The following is a 16,038-nucleotide window of genomic DNA, read 5'->3' on the forward strand; positions in this document are numbered from 1 at the left end:
ATGAACGTAAACCGTTTGGAAGGGTACAGTGAAACGCTTGACTGGCTGCACGGGCTGCTGAGATTCGGGCAGAAACCGGGTCTGGAGAGAATGCGGTGGATGCTGCAGGAATTGGATCATCCCGAGCGCAGGCTGGCGTTTGTCCACGTCGCCGGCACGAACGGAAAAGGCTCCACCTGCGCCTATCTGACGCAGATGCTGCTGGAAGCCGGCTACAGCGTGGGCACGTTCACCTCTCCGTATCTGCTCGATTTTCGCGAGCGGATTCGGTTTAATGGCGTCATGATCCCCGAGGATGATCTGGTAGCGGTGGCCAATGAGGTGAAGCCGCTCGTGGAGCGCTGCGCGGCGGAAACGGAGTACGGCTCGCCCACGGAGTTTGAGGTGATCACCATGATCGCCATCCTTTACTTTGCCAAGATTGCCAGACCCGCCGTCGTCGTGTGGGAAGCGGGATTGGGAGGACGGAACGACTCCACCAACGTCGTCTTTCCGCTCGTTTCGGTCATTACCAACATCGGCATGGATCACACGGATGTCCTGGGAGGCACCCTGGAGGAGATTGCTCGGGAAAAAGCGGGGATTATCAAACCGGGTGTGCCTGTCGTGACCGGTGAACGGCGGCCGGAAGTGCTCACCGTTTTCCGGGAACACGTCGAGAAAGCACGCGGCACACTGTACACAATCGGTCAACACTTTGACGTGGAGCAGCTGGAGGAGCGGATGGGTGAGCAGCTCATCCGCTACCGCAGCCTGCACCGCCGGCACGAGACGGATTACCGGCTGGCCATGAACGGCCCCCATCAGGCGGATAATGCTGCCGTTGCCCTGATGACGATCGACGTGCTGAAAAACTTCTTCTCCTTTTTGCTGGAAGACGAGGAAATTGCCCGCGGACTGCAACAAACTCGCTGGCCAGGACGTCTAGAAGTCGTCTCGTCAAGACCGATGGTCGTGTTGGACGGGGCACACAACCGGGAGGGAATAGAAGCGCTGGTGAGCAGTCTGGAGCGGTTGGTGACAGCAGACACCCGGCTGCACCTGCTGTTTGCCGGACTGGCGGATAAGCCGCTTGCTCAGATGGCCGAGGCGCTCAAACCGCTGCAAGAGCGTGTGAAGACCATACACCTTGCGACGTTTGACTTTCCTCGCGCCGCCGAGAGCCGGCAATTGTACGATGCGTTTTGCTCGGGAGGATGGCAGACAGAAAGTCTTGAGTCCGTCTCCGACTGGCAGGCGTTTCTTTCTTCTTGGGTGAAGGACAGCCGGAGGGTAAACGGCGACGATTGGTTGGTTGTCTGCGGTTCGCTCTACTTCATCGCCCAAGTACGCGCGTTCTTTCCCACTACAGTAGAAGAGGCAGGTGAATAGGGTGGATCAGGCCCAACGCGTCCACTTTGTGGGCATTGGCGGATATGGCATGAGTGCCATCGCCCGCGTCTTGATCGACCTTGGCTACAAGGTAACCGGCTCAGATGTCGCAATGAACGATCTGGCCCAAAAACTGGTGGAACGGGGAGCTGTCGTGTATATCGGCCACGATGCCAAGCATGTCGCAGGCAGCGATCTGGTCGTATATTCCACCAGTATTCCAAAGGATAACCCGGAAGTCGTCGCGGCCCAGGCAAGCGGCATTCCTGTGCTGCACCGCTCCCAGATGCTGGCCCGTATTCTCAACGAGCGGACGGGCGTGGCCGTTGCAGGTGCACACGGCAAGACGACGACGACTTCGATGATCGCCCACGTTCTGGAAGAGTGCGGAGTAGATCCAACGTTTATCATCGGTGGAGAACTGCTGAATGCGGGAACCAACGCAAAAGCGGGCAAAAGCGATATCGTCGTTGCGGAAGCGGACGAGAGCGACGGCTCCTTCCTGGAGTATCGGCCTGTGTACGAAGTCGTCACCAACATTGAACCGGACCACCTGGAACATTTTGGCGGCGATTTTAACAATCTCAAGCGGGCGTACGCGCAGTTCCTCAGTCACTTGAAACCGGGCGGAAAAGCGATTCTGTGTCTCGACGATCCGACTGTCCGGGAAATGTTGACAGCGGTATCCGAAACAGTGATTACGTACGCCATCCACCCGTCGTTTGTGGATCAGGCGGATTTTTGCGCACGGTCGATCGTCTGCGGCGACCGCCGCACCCAATGCGAGGTGTACCGACGTGGAGAGCTGCTCGGCGAGCTGACGCTGCACGTGCCGGGCAAGCACAACGTGGCCAACGCACTGGCAGCGATTATCGTCTGTCTGGAAGCGGGGCTGAGCTTTGAAGCGGTTGCGCAGGCGCTGGGAACGTTCAGAGGAGCAAAACGTCGGTTCCAGATTATCGGAGAAGCGCGTGACATCCTCGTGGTGGACGACTACGCCCACCATCCGACGGAAATCATGGCCACGCTGAACGGCGCCCGGGCGTCGGGCAGACGCGTGATCGCCGTCTTTCAGCCGCAGCGATTCACCCGCACGTATTTTCTCATGGATGAGTTCAGCCGGGCGTTCAAGGAAGCGGACGAGGTGATCATCACCGACATCTACTCCCCGGCTGGCGAGGAGAAAATCGAAGGGGTGACCGCCGAAGCGCTGGTGGAAAAGATTCGCACCAACAGCCACCCGCGCGCGCAGTACATCCCGACGAAAGAACAGGTACAGGAGCATCTGGTCAACGCGCTGCGGCCCGGCGACATGGTCCTGACCATGGGAGCGGGCGACATTTGGAAGTCCGCTTACTGGCTGGTGGAAAAGCTGGTCAAGTAACGGCAAGCACGTGTGAAAAACGGCAAAAAAACGTCCGGATGACGGTCCGGGCGTTTTTTGTGATGAAAGCAATAGAATAAAACGGGAAAATTAGCATCAGGTAATAATACTTGGTGATATAATAGGGGTACAATACGAGCGAGGTGAGAAAAGATGAGTATGAAAACGGCATCGAAAGCACGCATCACGGCCATTGGTACCTGCGTGCCGGCGCGTGTGCTGACCAACTTTGACCTGGAAAAGATGGTAGACACGTCGGATGAGTGGATCGTGCAGCGCACCGGCATACGGGAGCGGCGGATCGCCGACGAAAACCAGTTCACCAGCGATTTGGCAATCGCCGCCGTTGAGGATATGATCAAGGCGTATGGAAAAACGGTGGAGGATGTCGACCTCATTCTCGTCTCTACGACCACGCCGGATTACCCCTTTCCCAGCGTCGCCAGCCGCATTCAAGCCCGCTTTGGAATCGGGCAGGCGGGAGCGCTTGATGTAAACGCCACCTGTGCCGGGTTTGCCTACGCCCTGCACTTGGCCAACGGCATGATCAGTGCGGGGCTGCATCGAAAAGTGCTGGTCGTGGCCGCGGAAACCTTGTCCAAGGTGACCGACTACACGGATCGGACCACCTGCATTCTGTTTGGCGACGGCGCCGGGGCGGTACTGGTGGAGCGGGATGAGCAGCACCCGGGATTTCTTGCCGCCCATTTGGGAACAAAAGGAGAGGGAGGCATTCATCTGTACCGCACGGGGTTGTCGCGGCGAATGGGTGAGGCAGAACTGGCAGGAAACGGTTGTATCGTGCAAAACGGCCGGGAAGTGTACAAATGGGCGGTCACTACGGTTCCCGCAGGCATGGCGAAAGTGGTGGAGCAGGCCGGACTTACGCTTGGGGACGTGGATTGGTTCATTCCCCACAGCGCCAATCTGCGGATGATTGAGTCCATCTGCGAAAAAAGCGGATTTCCGTTGGAGAAGACACTGTACAGCATGGAGTACTACGGGAATACGTCGGCGGCCACCATTCCGCTGGCGCTTTCACTGGGCATCCGCGACGGAAAGGTAAAGCCCGGGGATACGCTGCTCCTCTACGGCTTTGGCGGCGGGCTGGTGCACGCCGGTCTCTTGGTCAAATGGATGCCGTGAGTGGTCGCCAGAGGCCGCGTGGAACACATCCGAGCGGCCTCTGGCTGTGGCCTTGCCGGTTGTCAATGCTGGCCGGAGCTTTCCGCAGGCTTCTTCCGCCCCATCCGCTCTAATGGGATTACCCGGTTCAGCAGGTTGTAAATCCGCTTTGATTCCTTCGTCAGTAACGGGCCCGTAATCGCCAGAATTAACACGTAAAGGGCCGCAAACGGCTGGAGGATCTCAAGCAGGCCGCCGGATTTCCCCAGATTCGCGATGATGATGGAGAATTCACCGCGTGACATAATGGTGAGTCCGATGTTGGACGAAGCCTTGGGGGACAGGCCGACGCTTCGTCCGGCGAGCAGACCGGCGGAAAAGTTACCGATCATTGTGAGCAGTACGGCGATGATGGACAGCCACACGGCTCCGCTCAGCGCCAAGGGATCGATCGTCAGGCCAAAACTGAAGAAGAACATGGCGCCAAAAAAGTCGCGGAAAGGCAGAATCAGATGCTCGATTCGTTTCATATGCTCCGTTTCCGCGAGCACCAGGCCGACGAGCAGCGCTCCGATCGCCTCGGCGACGTGGATCTTCTCGGAGAAGCCGGCGACCAGAAAGAGGCCGGAAAACACGGCGAGCATGAACACTTCATTGGATTTGATCTGGAGCGCGCGGTTCAGCAAGGGGACCGCCTTTCGCCCAATGATGATGAACAGCAGCATGTAGCCGAGCGCGATCAGTGCGGAAGTAATGACGCCCGCAATCGATGAGGCCCCGCCCAGCACCAGGCCGGACATGATGGAGATGTAGAGGGCCAGGAAGATGTCCTCAAACATGATAATGCCGAGGATCATCTCCGTTTCCGGGTTGGCTGTCCGTTTCAGGTCGACCAGCACTTTTGCCACGATGGCGCTGGACGAACTGGTGGTAATGCCGGCAATCACCAGCGCTTCCTTTGTGGGAAACCCGGCGGCAAACCCGAACAAAAGTCCGAGCGTGAAATTGATGGCGATGTAGATGGTACCGCCTACGGCGATCGAGCGGCCTGCCTTGATCAGGCGGCCGACGGAGAATTCAAGTCCCAGGTAGAACAGCAGAAACAGCATGCCGATGCGGCCCATAAATTCGATGAGCGGCGCACTTTCAATGAAGCGGAGGTCAAACAGGCCGATATCAGGGGCGTGGGGCCCCACCGCCATGCCGACCAGAATGTAAAAGGGGACAATGGAGAAGCGAAGTTTCGTGGAAATGAAGCCGGCGATGGCAATCAACGCGATGGCCAGGCCTACTTCAAACACGATGTACTCCAATATCATTCACCTCCCGTGCTAAGCGTGGTTTTTAACGCCTTCACCTGCTTTCTTTCCCCGGCAACCACCAGGGTTGAGCCGGCGGTAAGGACCTGCTCCGGCCCGGGACTGATAATCTGTTTGTGGTCTTTTTCAATGATGGCAATGACGATTGCCCCTGTTTTTTGGCGGATGTCCAGTTCGCCGATGGTTTTTCCGATGCAGCGAAAACCAGGTTCAATCTTGTACCATTCGATGACCAGCTGATCCAAGGCAATTTCAATGGTATCGAGGGCTTTCGGCTTATAGGTCATCCCGCCGATGATGCCGGCGACCTGACGCGCTTCGTCGTCATCCAGCGTGACCATGGAGATATTGTCATCCTGGTCGTCCTTGTCAAAGTGGTACAGCTCTCTTCGGCCGTCGTCGTGAACGACGACTACAAGCTTGTCTCCTCCCCTGGTATCGATTTGGTACTTTCGCCCGATACCAGGCAAGTCACACTCCCGAATATTGAACACAACGATCGCCTCCTGTTTGGATGAACTGACGTCAACTCTGACCTCAACGAAGGGGAGGGAATTCTTTCATGCTAGTATGCATTCATTCCTTCCTTGTAAATTCGTCTATATAAACATATTCAAATATAATTATATAAATTGCGACGTCAAAAAGTCCATGTTTTGAAACGAAAGTATTAAAATTTGACACATTTTACAATAAAGAAGGGATCACTTCGTGGCAAACAAACAATATCGGCTGACGGAAGCGGGATGGCAGTTTATTCAGCGAATCCGGCAGATGAATATGGACACATTTGTGGATATCATCATCGCGCTGCGAAACGAAATCAAGACGCTGGAAAAGAAGGCGGAAGTCGTGCAGGAATCGAAGCAGCAGGGGTGGCAGGAGGATTTCCAGTTCGTCAACGAGCGCATAGACCAGCTGCACCAGTTTGAGCATGGCCTCAGAAAAATGAGGCCGCTGGATTAGGCAGATACGGCTCCCCTGTTTTTGTCCCGCTGTGAAGAGGCAGAATCATTGCAGCGAAGAAAAACAGGGAGGGAGCATTGCTGTGGAGATGTGGGGAGCGATCGGTGCGGGAGTTCTTGGCACTGCTGCCGGCTGGTATGTATGCGGACTGGCCTGTCGTTTTGGGCCGTCTGCTTTCCGTGCTCCTGCGCTTTTTTGCCGGCTGGTCGTGTCGCTTCTCTGCGGCACCCTGTTTGCCGTCGTACGAATGCAGGACGGGAGGGACATCGCAGAGCAGCTTTCCGCTCTCCTACTCATTGTATTCAGTCTCCTGGTTTCTCTGACCGATGTTTTGTTCCGGCGCATCCCCAATGCCGTCCTGCTGGCGGCCCTGCCCGTCCTGTCGGCCCTGCATTGGCTGAAGCATCCGGACGCCTGGCTTTCCTCGCTGTTGGCAGGGGGTTTTGGCTTGCTGCTGTTCGGGACGATCTCCGCGGTTCGACCTGATGTGGTGGGGATGGGGGACGCCAAACTGGCGGGTGTGCTGGCGGCAGCGGTCGGCTGGCGGACGTTTGCCGCTGGGCTTACCGTCGGCAGTGCGCTGGCGCTGGCGGCAGGTGTCCTGATGCTGCTGGATGGGCAGGCAAGGCGTGGGGCATCGCTGCCGTTTGCTCCGTTTCTCTGTGCGGGCATCCTCGCTGTCCACATGCTGTCATAACCTGTCCCCACACGACGTAGACTGGTACAAACAGAGCCTGTTTTTGAGGAGGGCGTTGTCATGAGCGGACAGAGAAAAACGCAGGTGACGGTAAAATTGAACGGCGAGCGGTGGGATGGAAGCAGGACGGAGAAAAAAACAGGGCAGACGGACGGCGGGCAGCCCCCGATCGAGTGGCGGAAAGCAGAGGGGATCCCTCTCGTCCCGACCGTCAAAACGTCGCGGGAAGAGGATGCCTGGTCGCTGTTAAAAGAGCTTCACAAAAAGCACCCGCAGGTGACGGCAGTGCGGGATAGCGGCGTTGAGCCGCAGCGGGAGGCGGAGTTCTCCCCGGATGAGGAGGAAAGCGGCCGTTTCAGACGCAGCCGGGTTGTCCTGTCGAAATGGGTGCGTCAAGGCACCGTGACAAAAAATCTGTTTGCCACCGGCGGCGCGGTGGCGATCGGGCTGGTGTTCGGACTGCTGGTGCTGAGCGTTTTCGGCGAAGAACAACTGTCCCGGTCGTATCAAAGTGTATTGAGCGATACCGTGACGACGTTTTCGGCCGGGGGGAAGGATGATAAGGCAGACGGGATGAAAGCGGCCGGACCGGTCACACCCGAAGCCGCAGGGACTGACGCGGACGGCACAAAGCAAATGGTGGAGCTGCAACTGCCGGAGGAGCGTTTGTACGTGGCCCAGATCGGAGTGTTCCAACCCGAGACGTCAACAGTCGAGGCGATCAAGCCGTTGGACGCAGCGGGCATCCCGCACTTCCTGTACAAAGGAGAGGACAAACAGTATCTGTTTGCTGCTGCGGCGCCTGCCCGCGACGCCGTGCTCGGGTTTGCCAGCAATCTGAAGGCAAAGGGAATGGACGTCTACGTCAAGGAATGGGTCCTGCCGGGTGTCTCCGGAAGCGTTTCCGTTACAGGAGCGGCGGGGACGGCAACACCGGAGGATTTGAATGCGTTTTTCCAAACCGGGCTGGAGATGGCCCGCACCCTGGCCAGCCAATCGGGTCACGTGATCAGTTCGGCCCAGCCGGTGCTGTCTAAGGAAGAAGCGTCCGCGATCAAAGAACAGCACCGCCGTTTTCTGGAGCAGGGCCGATCCGTTTCCGCGCAAGAGTCGGGGCAGTCTCTGTTCGCCGGAATGGTCAACGGCATGAACCAGGCTGTGCAGGCCCGCGACAAAATGGCGGAGGCAATTGTCGGCGGCAAGACGGCCAGCGCGGAATCGTATGCTTGGCAGGTGCAGGCCGGCGTGCTGACGTTCTGGGAGAACTACGCCAACTGGGTCCGGCAGGTGAAAGCGGCGGAATAACGGTACATGACCAAGACTTCCATGCAGGTTTTCTTGCAGGAAGTTTTTTCTTTACATACAGTAAGTATCGGGGATTGTTTCACCTTGTCCCATTTGCTACACTTATGGTTGGCAAAAAAGAAATCCCTTGAGAGATATAGATGTTCGAACGGCTTCGTTCCGGTATTGCCGGGCTGCCGCACGGCACCGGTCGGGCAGCCGCCATTGGCTGCACCGCACCTCTGCGGGACGGATGCGGGGAATAGTGGTTCGGACGCAGAGACAAAAAGGGAGATGAGGGATTTGAAGGGGAAAGAAACACTTACGCTTCTGCTTCTTTTACTTTCCGGGATGTTATGCGGCAGTATCCTGGGAGAGATTTTGGGACCGTGGATCCCGTTTCTCGCAAAGAGTAAAGAGATTTCATGGACCCCGGCGGCCGATTTGGAAATCCTGAAGTATAACATAAACATTCAGGTAAAACTAAATCTGGCCAGTATCGGAGGGCTTGCTCTCGCCTTTTGGATATATCGCAGAATGAAGTAGGTCGAACGTGACATGAAAGCAGAAACATCACTCATTTTGGCTTCCTCGTCGCCGAGGAGGCGGGAACTTTTGCAGACGTTGGGTCTGCCGTTTACCGTCATGACCAGTGAAGTGGACGAGACGACACAGCCGGGAATGTCCCCGGAAGCGGTAGTGGAAGAATTGGCCCTTCGCAAGGCGCAGGCCGTCGCTTCCCGCCTCGATGCCGGCGTCGTGCTCGGCTCTGATACCATCGTGGTCCTGGACGGACGCATTTTGGGCAAGCCGGCTGACGAGCCGGACGCTTTTCGCATGCTCTCGGAGCTCCAGGGCCGTGAGCATACCGTGTACAGCGGCGTCGCTCTGACGGATGCCGCTACCGGCCGTTTCGAGGTTGCACACTGCAAGACCACGGTGCGGATTCGCCCGCTGACCGAGCGGGAAATTCGCTCCTATATCGCGACCAAGGAACCGATGGACAAGGCCGGTTCGTACGCCATTCAAGGCATTGGCTCCACCCTTGTGGAAAGCATCGAAGGCGACTACTTTACGGTGGTCGGACTGCCGCTGTGCTTGACGGCCCGCATGCTTTCCCGCTTCGGAATCACCCTGCTGTAACGCATCAGTGCTGCGCATTCCGCGGCAACGGCCTCTGCCCGCTCATGACGCTTCTGATGCCAGCCGTTTCCGCAAACCGATCACGATTTGCTGGAGGCGGTAAAAATGTCGGCAACCACCTGTAACGAAATGCGTAAGAAAAACGTCCCTTACTATGACCGCCCAAGAGAAAGACTGCTGCGCGAAGGAGCGGGCCATCTGTCCGATGCCGAGCTTCTCGCGATTCTGCTGCGAACGGGCAGTGAACAGGAGACGGCGTTTGAACTTGCCCAGCGCCTGCTGGCTACGTTTGGCGACTTGCGCAGCCTGGCTCAAGCCTCTCACACCGAACTCACCAGCTTGAAGGGAATCGGACAGGTGAAAGCGATCGAGTTGCATGCTGCATTCGAGTTGGGGCGCAGACTGCTTGGAGGTTCGGGGCAGCGCCGCGCGTCCATCCGTCTGCCGCGCGATGTGGCGGAACTGATGATGCCAGAGCTTGGCCATCTGACGCAGGAGCATTTTGTCTGTCTGTTTCTCAACACCAAAAATCACGTCATCGGCAAAAAAACGATTTTTGTCGGGAGTCTGGACACCTCCATTGTGCATCCGCGGGAAGTATTCAAAGAAGCGATTCGCTCCAGCAGCGCATCGGTCATTTGCATACATAACCATCCCAGCGGCGACCCAACACCCAGCAGGGAAGACCTCGCCATTACCCGCACCTTGCGGGAAGCCGGCGAACTGCTTGGCATTACCCTGCTGGACCACATTATCATCGGTGACGCCAGGTACGTGAGCTTGAAAGAGCAGGGCTACCTGTAACGGGTATGCGTTGGCTCCGCATAATGGACCGGTGTTACCGAGCATGTTTTACCAGAGTTTATTACATCATTGATTTGTAACCGGACAACAGCGGAAGGAGTTTTTTTATGTTTGGTGGATTTTCTCGTGACATGGGGATTGACCTTGGCACTGCCAATACACTGGTCTATGTAAAAGGAAAAGGGATTGTCGTACGCGAACCGTCCGTCGTGGCGATTCGCACCGACACCAATACGATCGAAGCAGTCGGGAATGCTGCCAAGAGCATGATTGGCCGTACCCCCGGCAATATCGTCGCCGTTCGCCCGATGAAGGACGGCGTGATTGCCGATTTTGACACGACGGCAACAATGATGCGCTACTTCATCAACCAGGCGCAGAAAAACCAGGGACTGTTCAGCCGCCGTCCAAACGTGATGGTTTGCGTTCCGTCCGGCATTACCGCGGTGGAAAAACGGGCCGTGGAAGACGCCACCAAACAGGCCGGCGCGAAGGAAGCGTACACCATCGAAGAACCGTTTGCCGCAGCGATTGGCGCTGACCTGCCGGTGTGGGAACCGACCGGCAGCATGGTCGTGGACATCGGCGGGGGGACGACGGAAGTGGCGATCATTTCGCTCGGCGGCATCGTGACCTCCCGTTCCATTCGCGTCGCGGGCGACGAAATGGACGAAGCCATCATTCAATACATCAAACGTAAGTACAACCTGATGATCGGCGAGCGCACCGCGGAAACGCTGAAACTGGAGATCGGCTCCGCCATCGCTCCCGACGAGTTGGAGACCGTCGAGATTCGCGGGCGCGACCTGGTGACCGGGCTGCCGAAAACTCTGTCCGTCAGCAGCGAGGAAATTGCCGAAGCGCTGGCGGAAACGGTGGCAGCCATCGTCGAAGCCGTGAAAGTAACACTGGAGAAAAGTCCGCCGGAGCTGGCAGCTGACATCATGGACCGCGGCATCGTGCTGACCGGCGGCGGAGCGCTGCTGCGTAATATCGATCGCCTGCTGAGCAAGGAGACCGGCATGCCGGTGCACGTGGCGGAAAACGCCCTGGATTGTGTCGCGATCGGAACCGGCCGCGCGCTGGAAAACCTCCATCTGTTCAAATCGAAACACGGAATCACCTCTTCCAGACAAAAGCGCGGTAAATAATCGGAGGTTGCGGCATGTCGTTTTTCGGGAACAAGCGGCTGATTATTGTGCTTGTGGGCCTGGTCCTGTTGATTTCCATCGTGGGCTTTACGTCCCGGGAACGGGCTCGCCTGACCTGGCCGGAAATGTTTTTCAAGGATGTGTTCAGCGTGGTGCAGGGGATCTTTTACCGCCCTGCCCAGGCTGTTTCCACCTTCTTTCAAGAAATTGGCGACGCGTACAACGTATACGAAGAAAACCGGGCGCTCAAGGCAAGCCTGGACCAGTACGCCCGGATAACGGCGGAGCTGCACTCGCTCCAGGCGGAAAACGACCGTCTTCGCAAGCTGTTGCAAGCAGAGGAATCGTTGAAAAAGTCCTACCAGCTTCGCTACGCAGAAGTGGTGGCCAGAAATCCGGACACGTGGAACAACGTCATCACGATCGACAAGGGATTGAAACACGGCATCAAGAAAGACATGGCGGTCATGACCGCCAAGGGATTGATCGGCCGGGTGCAGAGCGTGGCCAACTTTTCCGCCACCGTGGAACTGTTGACCAGCTATGAGCGGCGTAATAACGTCTCGGCCTCGATTCAAACCGTGCGCAACGTCAACGGCACCGTTACCCACCATCCCGTCAGCGGTGTCATTGAAGAATACGATCCGCAAGAACGCCTGCTTGTCATGCGCAAAATCCCTTTGGGAGAGAAAATCGAACCAAAGCAGCAGGTGATCACCTCCGGATTTGGTGGAGTGATTCCGCCCAATCTGCCGATTGGATACGTTGTTCGTGTACAGCCTGACGATTACGGATTGACGCAGACCGCCTATATCCAGCCGAGCGCCGACTTTTCCCAATTGAACGAAGTGATGGTGGTAGAGCGCAACTTCACCTTCTCGCCCACGGGTGAGCTGATACCCAATCAGCCGCAGGGACAACAGTCAACTCAGCCTGGACAGAACACGCAGTCGCAAGCGTCTGCAGGATCGGGCGGAGGTGGAAGGTAATGCCACGGTTTCTGCTCGCTGCGACGCTGCTCTTGCTGTTTGTTCTGGAAGGTACGCTGGTTCAGGTCTTTTTGCCTGACAAATGGGGTCTGTCTCTGATGACAGTACCCCGCTTTGCGCTTGTCGGCACCATTCTCGTCTCGATGTTTTTGGGGCGGCGGGAAGGACTTTATTACGGGCTGGCACTCGGATTTTTGCAAGATGTGCTGTACGGACAGGTGATCGGTCTGTACATGATAACGATGATGGTGGCCAGCTATTTTGCAGGATTAATCGTTTTGTTGTTTCAGCGGGGCTTCGGGATGGTGTTTGTCACGTGCAGCCTGATCCTGTTTGCCCACGAGTGGCTGCTGTACAGCCTCCATCTGCTTCTCACCAAAGCCCCTGTTGACGTGCAGTGGATGCTCAACTGGCAGATTCTGCCAACGGTCGTATTAAATATGTTGAGTGCCCTGGTGATTTACTCCCCGATCAAGCGTCTGTGCGAATCCGTTATGTTCAAACGCGACCTCCCGTTGGAGTAGCGGCACAAGCAGCCGGGTCATCCCGGCGGGGGCACTGGAAAGGAGGAGAGGGGTCGTGGACGAAAAGAATGAGCAGAAGTCGGACATACCGGTTCGATTAAACATCCTGTTTTTGCTTGTGTTCCTGTTTTTTGCCGCCATCATCCTGCGTCTCGCCTACGTCCAGCTAGTGCAAGGAGAGCAGTACCGACATGAACTGGAGAAATACAGCATCCGCGAGCTGCCGATTTCGGCTCCCCGCGGCCGCATCCTTGACCGAAACGGCGAGGTGCTGGTCTCCAACAAGCCGGTTTATACCGTTACCTACGTGGAGGAGCTGGGGCAGGAGATCGACGAGGATAAGGTGGCCGATCTTTTGGCCCGCATCCTGTCGATGGATGGCGTGAAAATGGGGACGGACAAGGAACTTCTGAAAAAGACGGTCGAACTGGAATCCAAGCTGCCGGTTGCGTTTGGCCCCGAGGAGACAAACAAATTGATCGAGCAGATCGAGCACAAGCTGCGGCAGGTGCCGAAGGTAAGTGAGATCGACAGCATGTCCGACTACCAACTGATCAAGACGGCGCTGTACGTCGGGTTGTATGTGCGCTCCCCGTTTGACGACACCTCGCGAAAGCAGGCACTGAGTCTGCTCAAGGCAAAGCTGAACGACCCGGGGCAGCGCGCAGAGCTGGATGAAATGTCCGATGCGGAGCTGTTGAAATACGCCGTCTCCAGCAACGCGGAACTGAAGTTGACGCTGGACAAGGAGTACCGGGACGACCTGATCGGCCAGATCAAATACCGGATCAACAAGCTTCCCAATCCCGAGGAGTTGAAGGGGAAATCGGATACGGAACTGCTGGGCTACGCGGCCATTTTTGACCTGGACGTAAGTCTGCCGCTCAACGACCAGCAGCGCCAGTTCCAGTGGCACAAGCTTTCCCTGCTGCAGGAAATGCGCTCTTCACATATGCCGAGCTACATTCCGCGCCGCGTAAAAGTGAACATCTCGGATGCGGAGCGGTATCAAATCGAGGAACGTCTGTCCGAATTGCCCGGTATTTCCGTTGTGCTGGAACCGGTGCGACAAATTATTCAGGACCCGGACGGAACGCCGTTTGGCACCAACTTCCTTGGCTATATCAACGCCATCAAGCCGGAGCAGTTAAAGGAGTACCAGGCGCAGGGATACAATCCGTTTGACCGCGTCGGCGTGACCGGTCTGGAGGCGTATTACGAGCGTTATTTGCGCGGCAAGGACGGCGTGATGGAAGTGCACGTCAACAAGGACTCGCAGACGGTTGAAAAGCGGATGAGCCGGGAACCGGAACCGGGCAACGATCTGGTGCTGGCGATGGATTGGCGCTTCCAAAGCAAGGTGGAAGCCATTTTGAAAGAGGAGTTTCTCAAGTTCAAGAGCAAGCCGACCACGCCAAAGGAATTCAAGGAGGCCCATGTTCTGGTGATGAATCCGAACACGGGGGAAATCCTGGCGATGGCCAGCTATCCGGATTACGATGTGAACTGGTACTACGACCGCAAGAAATTTAACGAGGTGTATACGTCGGTCATCCTGCCCAACGAGGCAAACCGATTCATCTATACGCCGTTTCCTCCGGCGTCCACCTACAAGCCCATGTCGGTGATGATCGCCCTGAACGAGGGGCTTACCACTCCCAACGAAACCATCATCGACCGCGGCGGCCTCAAGGTGGGCAACATGTACAAACGGAACTGGAAACCGAGCGGACACGGTCCGGTCAACGCCCGTCGCGCGCTGGCCGTGTCCAACAACACCTACATGTACGAGATGGCGATCCGCCTGGCAGGACGGGCGAAGAATCACTGGTCCGAACAGTTTTCCGTGCTGGACTACTACAATGCGCAGTTTGGACTGGGGGTGAAGACGGGCATCGATCTTCCCGGCGAGAAGATGGGATGGGAAAACCCCTATTCACACTACGGCAACCTGGCCGACGCCATGATCGGCCAATATGATTTGTTCACGCCGATTCAGATCGCCCAGTACGTCTCGACTATCGCCAACGGCGGATACCGGGTGCGCCCGCATCTGGTCAATGAAATCCGCCGCGGCACGACGGACCCGAAACAGCCTGGACAGACGTTGACCGTAATCGAACCGGAAGTGCTGAACCGGGTCAACGTCAATCCGAAATACATTCAGGTGGTCAAGGAAGGGATGCTGGCCGTGACGAAGCCAGGCGGTACGGCGGCAAGCACGTTCAAGGGCCTGCCGTTCAACGTCGGGGCCAAGACGGGGACGGCGCAGACCGGGCGCAAGGCAGAAAACGCCCTGCTGGTCGGCTTTGCCCCCTACGAAAACCCGCAACTGGTGTTTGTCGTGCTCGCTCCCGACAGCTTGCGCAGCGGCACGTCCAGTTCGGACGCCACCGGTCCGATTGCCCGCAGACTGCTGGAGGCATACAACGAAATGTATCCGGGCGTGCTGACCCCCGCCGCGAACACTGCTTCGCAGCAGCAGCCGACCCAGGCTGAACAGCAATGAGCTGCGACCGACTGCATTCGGCAATTTTTTTCAATGGAGCAGGAATCTTTTGTAATCGTGGCGAATGGTATCGCTCGAGGTGAAACAGGTGACGACTGTGAAAAACAAGGTCACGATCAAGGGAACAAAAGATGGTCTCGTCTTTTTCATGGATGACGCCTGTTCCTTCGACGAACTTCTGGCCGATTTGCGTGAAAAGATAGAGCACAGCCATCAACAGATCTTGTCGGGTCCGTTGATTCGCGTTTCGATTAAATTGGGAAAGCGATACTGCACTCCTGAACAACAGGAGCAGTTGACGCAAATTATCCGGCAAAAAGGCAATCTGGTGATCCACACGATCGAAGCGGACGTGATCACCAAGGAAGAAGCGTTTGCCGAACGTCTCAAATCGACGTTTTCCATCCAGGTACACACGGTTCGCGCCGGGCAGGTGCTGGAGTTCGACGGTGACTTGCTGCTTCTGGGAGACGTCAACCCGGGAGGCATCGTGCGGACGACGGGCAGCATTTACGTGCTGGGTCATTTGCGCGGGTACGCCCACGCCGGGATCAACGGGGATACGCAGGTGATCATCGCCGCCGCGGTCATGAATCCCACCCAACTGCGCATCGCGGAAGTGATCAGCAGGCCGGGAGAAGAGTGGGCGAAAAACGGCGGCACGGAATTCGCCTATTTGGAGAACGGCACCATGCTGGTAGCCAAAATGAATTATCTGCCCCGGATTCGCCCCGAATTGGGCGCGAAAAAAGTGTGAGGCGTTAGGGTAAGA

16 protein-coding genes are annotated in these 16,038 nt (G+C 56.9%); 14 read left to right on the top strand and 2 right to left on the bottom strand.

Annotated features, from left to right (window positions below; all coding sequences use genetic code 11):
- The 3 genes from IRT44_RS11580 to IRT44_RS11590 all read left to right on the top strand — a co-directional run bounded on the left by IRT44_RS11580 (nt 1) and on the right by IRT44_RS11590 (nt 3,901).
- Nucleotides 1–1,371: a bifunctional folylpolyglutamate synthase/dihydrofolate synthase gene (locus tag IRT44_RS11580; RefSeq protein WP_230076707.1), complete on the top strand. Its 1,371-nt coding sequence runs from the start codon at nt 1–3 to the stop codon at nt 1,369–1,371.
- Nucleotide 1,372: 1 nt separating this feature from the next.
- Nucleotides 1,373–2,755, top strand: a complete 1,383-nt coding sequence (gene murC / locus IRT44_RS11585) for a UDP-N-acetylmuramate--L-alanine ligase (protein ID WP_230076708.1) — start codon at nt 1,373–1,375, stop codon at nt 2,753–2,755.
- Between the two features lie 159 nt (nt 2,756–2,914).
- Entirely contained in the window at nt 2,915–3,901 is a 987-nt protein-coding gene (locus tag IRT44_RS11590) for a ketoacyl-ACP synthase III (protein ID WP_371808881.1), read from the top strand.
- A gap of 62 nt (nt 3,902–3,963) precedes the next feature.
- Here IRT44_RS11590 and IRT44_RS11595 read toward each other — a convergent pair whose 3' ends face one another.
- Nucleotides 3,964–5,193, bottom strand: coding sequence for a cation:proton antiporter (locus tag IRT44_RS11595; protein WP_230077881.1), 1,230 nt, complete (start codon nt 5,191–5,193; stop codon nt 3,964–3,966).
- A gap of 2 nt (nt 5,194–5,195) precedes the next feature.
- A complete protein-coding gene (locus IRT44_RS11600; protein WP_171565485.1) occupies nt 5,196–5,693 on the bottom strand; it encodes a cation:proton antiporter regulatory subunit in 498 nt (165 codons plus the stop codon).
- Nucleotides 5,694–5,910: 217 nt separating this feature from the next.
- Here IRT44_RS11600 and IRT44_RS11605 point away from each other — a divergent pair, with 217 nt between their 5' ends.
- From IRT44_RS11605 to minC, 11 genes are all read left to right on the top strand, one after another.
- The gene (locus tag IRT44_RS11605) at nt 5,911–6,165 is read left to right on the top strand and encodes a hypothetical protein (protein ID WP_230076709.1); all 255 of its coding nucleotides are present in this window, start codon (nt 5,911–5,913) and stop codon (nt 6,163–6,165) included.
- Between the two features lie 88 nt (nt 6,166–6,253).
- Nucleotides 6,254–6,862 (top strand): prepilin peptidase, encoded by a 609-nt coding sequence (locus IRT44_RS11610; protein WP_230077882.1) that lies wholly within the window; start codon nt 6,254–6,256, stop codon nt 6,860–6,862.
- Between the two features lie 60 nt (nt 6,863–6,922).
- Nucleotides 6,923–8,167, top strand: coding sequence for a hypothetical protein (locus tag IRT44_RS11615; RefSeq protein WP_171565482.1), 1,245 nt, complete (start codon nt 6,923–6,925; stop codon nt 8,165–8,167).
- A 6-nt stretch (nt 8,168–8,173) separates the two neighbouring features.
- Nucleotides 8,174–8,692: a DUF4321 domain-containing protein gene (locus IRT44_RS11620; protein WP_230076710.1), complete on the top strand. Its 519-nt coding sequence runs from the start codon at nt 8,174–8,176 to the stop codon at nt 8,690–8,692.
- Between the two features lie 12 nt (nt 8,693–8,704).
- Complete coding sequence (locus IRT44_RS11625) at nt 8,705–9,289, top strand: Maf family protein (protein WP_230076711.1); 585 nt, start codon at nt 8,705–8,707, stop codon at nt 9,287–9,289.
- A 129-nt stretch (nt 9,290–9,418) separates the two neighbouring features.
- On the top strand, nt 9,419–10,093 hold the full coding sequence (radC, locus tag IRT44_RS11630; protein ID WP_171565520.1) for a RadC family protein: 675 nt from the start codon (nt 9,419–9,421) through the stop codon (nt 10,091–10,093).
- A 107-nt stretch (nt 10,094–10,200) separates the two neighbouring features.
- Entirely contained in the window at nt 10,201–11,244 is a 1,044-nt protein-coding gene (locus IRT44_RS11635) for a rod shape-determining protein (RefSeq protein WP_171565480.1), read from the top strand.
- Between the two features lie 14 nt (nt 11,245–11,258).
- Nucleotides 11,259–12,233, top strand: coding sequence for a rod shape-determining protein MreC (gene mreC, locus IRT44_RS11640; RefSeq protein ID WP_171565479.1), 975 nt, complete (start codon nt 11,259–11,261; stop codon nt 12,231–12,233).
- Entirely contained in the window at nt 12,233–12,757 is a 525-nt protein-coding gene (mreD, locus tag IRT44_RS11645) for a rod shape-determining protein MreD (protein ID WP_171565478.1), read from the top strand. The genes mreC and mreD overlap by 1 nt, the downstream gene beginning before the upstream one ends.
- Nucleotides 12,758–12,812: 55 nt before the next feature.
- Nucleotides 12,813–15,266 (top strand): peptidoglycan D,D-transpeptidase FtsI family protein, encoded by a 2,454-nt coding sequence (locus IRT44_RS11650; protein WP_171565477.1) that lies wholly within the window; start codon nt 12,813–12,815, stop codon nt 15,264–15,266.
- A gap of 88 nt (nt 15,267–15,354) precedes the next feature.
- Nucleotides 15,355–16,023, top strand: coding sequence for a septum site-determining protein MinC (gene minC, locus IRT44_RS11655; RefSeq protein WP_304414479.1), 669 nt, complete (start codon nt 15,355–15,357; stop codon nt 16,021–16,023).
- Nucleotides 16,024–16,038: the final 15 nt, after the last annotated feature.

The organism is Brevibacillus sedimenti, assembly GCF_020923495.1.
GTDB classification, from domain to species: domain Bacteria; phylum Bacillota; class Bacilli; order Brevibacillales; family Brevibacillaceae; genus Brevibacillus; species Brevibacillus aydinogluensis.

Coding starts and splice junctions, on each gene's coding strand:
- IRT44_RS11580 (WP_230076707.1), top strand. CDS start 1: ATGAACGTAAACCGTTTGGAAGGGTACAGTGAAACGCTTGACTGGCTG.
- IRT44_RS11590 (WP_371808881.1), top strand. CDS start 2,915: ATGAAAACGGCATCGAAAGCACGCATCACGGCCATTGGTACCTGCGTG.
- IRT44_RS11610 (WP_230077882.1), top strand. CDS start 6,254: ATGTGGGGAGCGATCGGTGCGGGAGTTCTTGGCACTGCTGCCGGCTGG.
- IRT44_RS11615 (WP_171565482.1), top strand. CDS start 6,923: ATGAGCGGACAGAGAAAAACGCAGGTGACGGTAAAATTGAACGGCGAG.
- IRT44_RS11620 (WP_230076710.1), top strand. CDS start 8,174: ATGACCAAGACTTCCATGCAGGTTTTCTTGCAGGAAGTTTTTTCTTTA.
- IRT44_RS11625 (WP_230076711.1), top strand. CDS start 8,705: ATGAAAGCAGAAACATCACTCATTTTGGCTTCCTCGTCGCCGAGGAGG.
- radC (WP_171565520.1), top strand. CDS start 9,419: ATGCGTAAGAAAAACGTCCCTTACTATGACCGCCCAAGAGAAAGACTG.
- IRT44_RS11635 (WP_171565480.1), top strand. CDS start 10,201: ATGTTTGGTGGATTTTCTCGTGACATGGGGATTGACCTTGGCACTGCC.
- mreC (WP_171565479.1), top strand. CDS start 11,259: ATGTCGTTTTTCGGGAACAAGCGGCTGATTATTGTGCTTGTGGGCCTG.
- mreD (WP_171565478.1), top strand. CDS start 12,233: ATGCCACGGTTTCTGCTCGCTGCGACGCTGCTCTTGCTGTTTGTTCTG.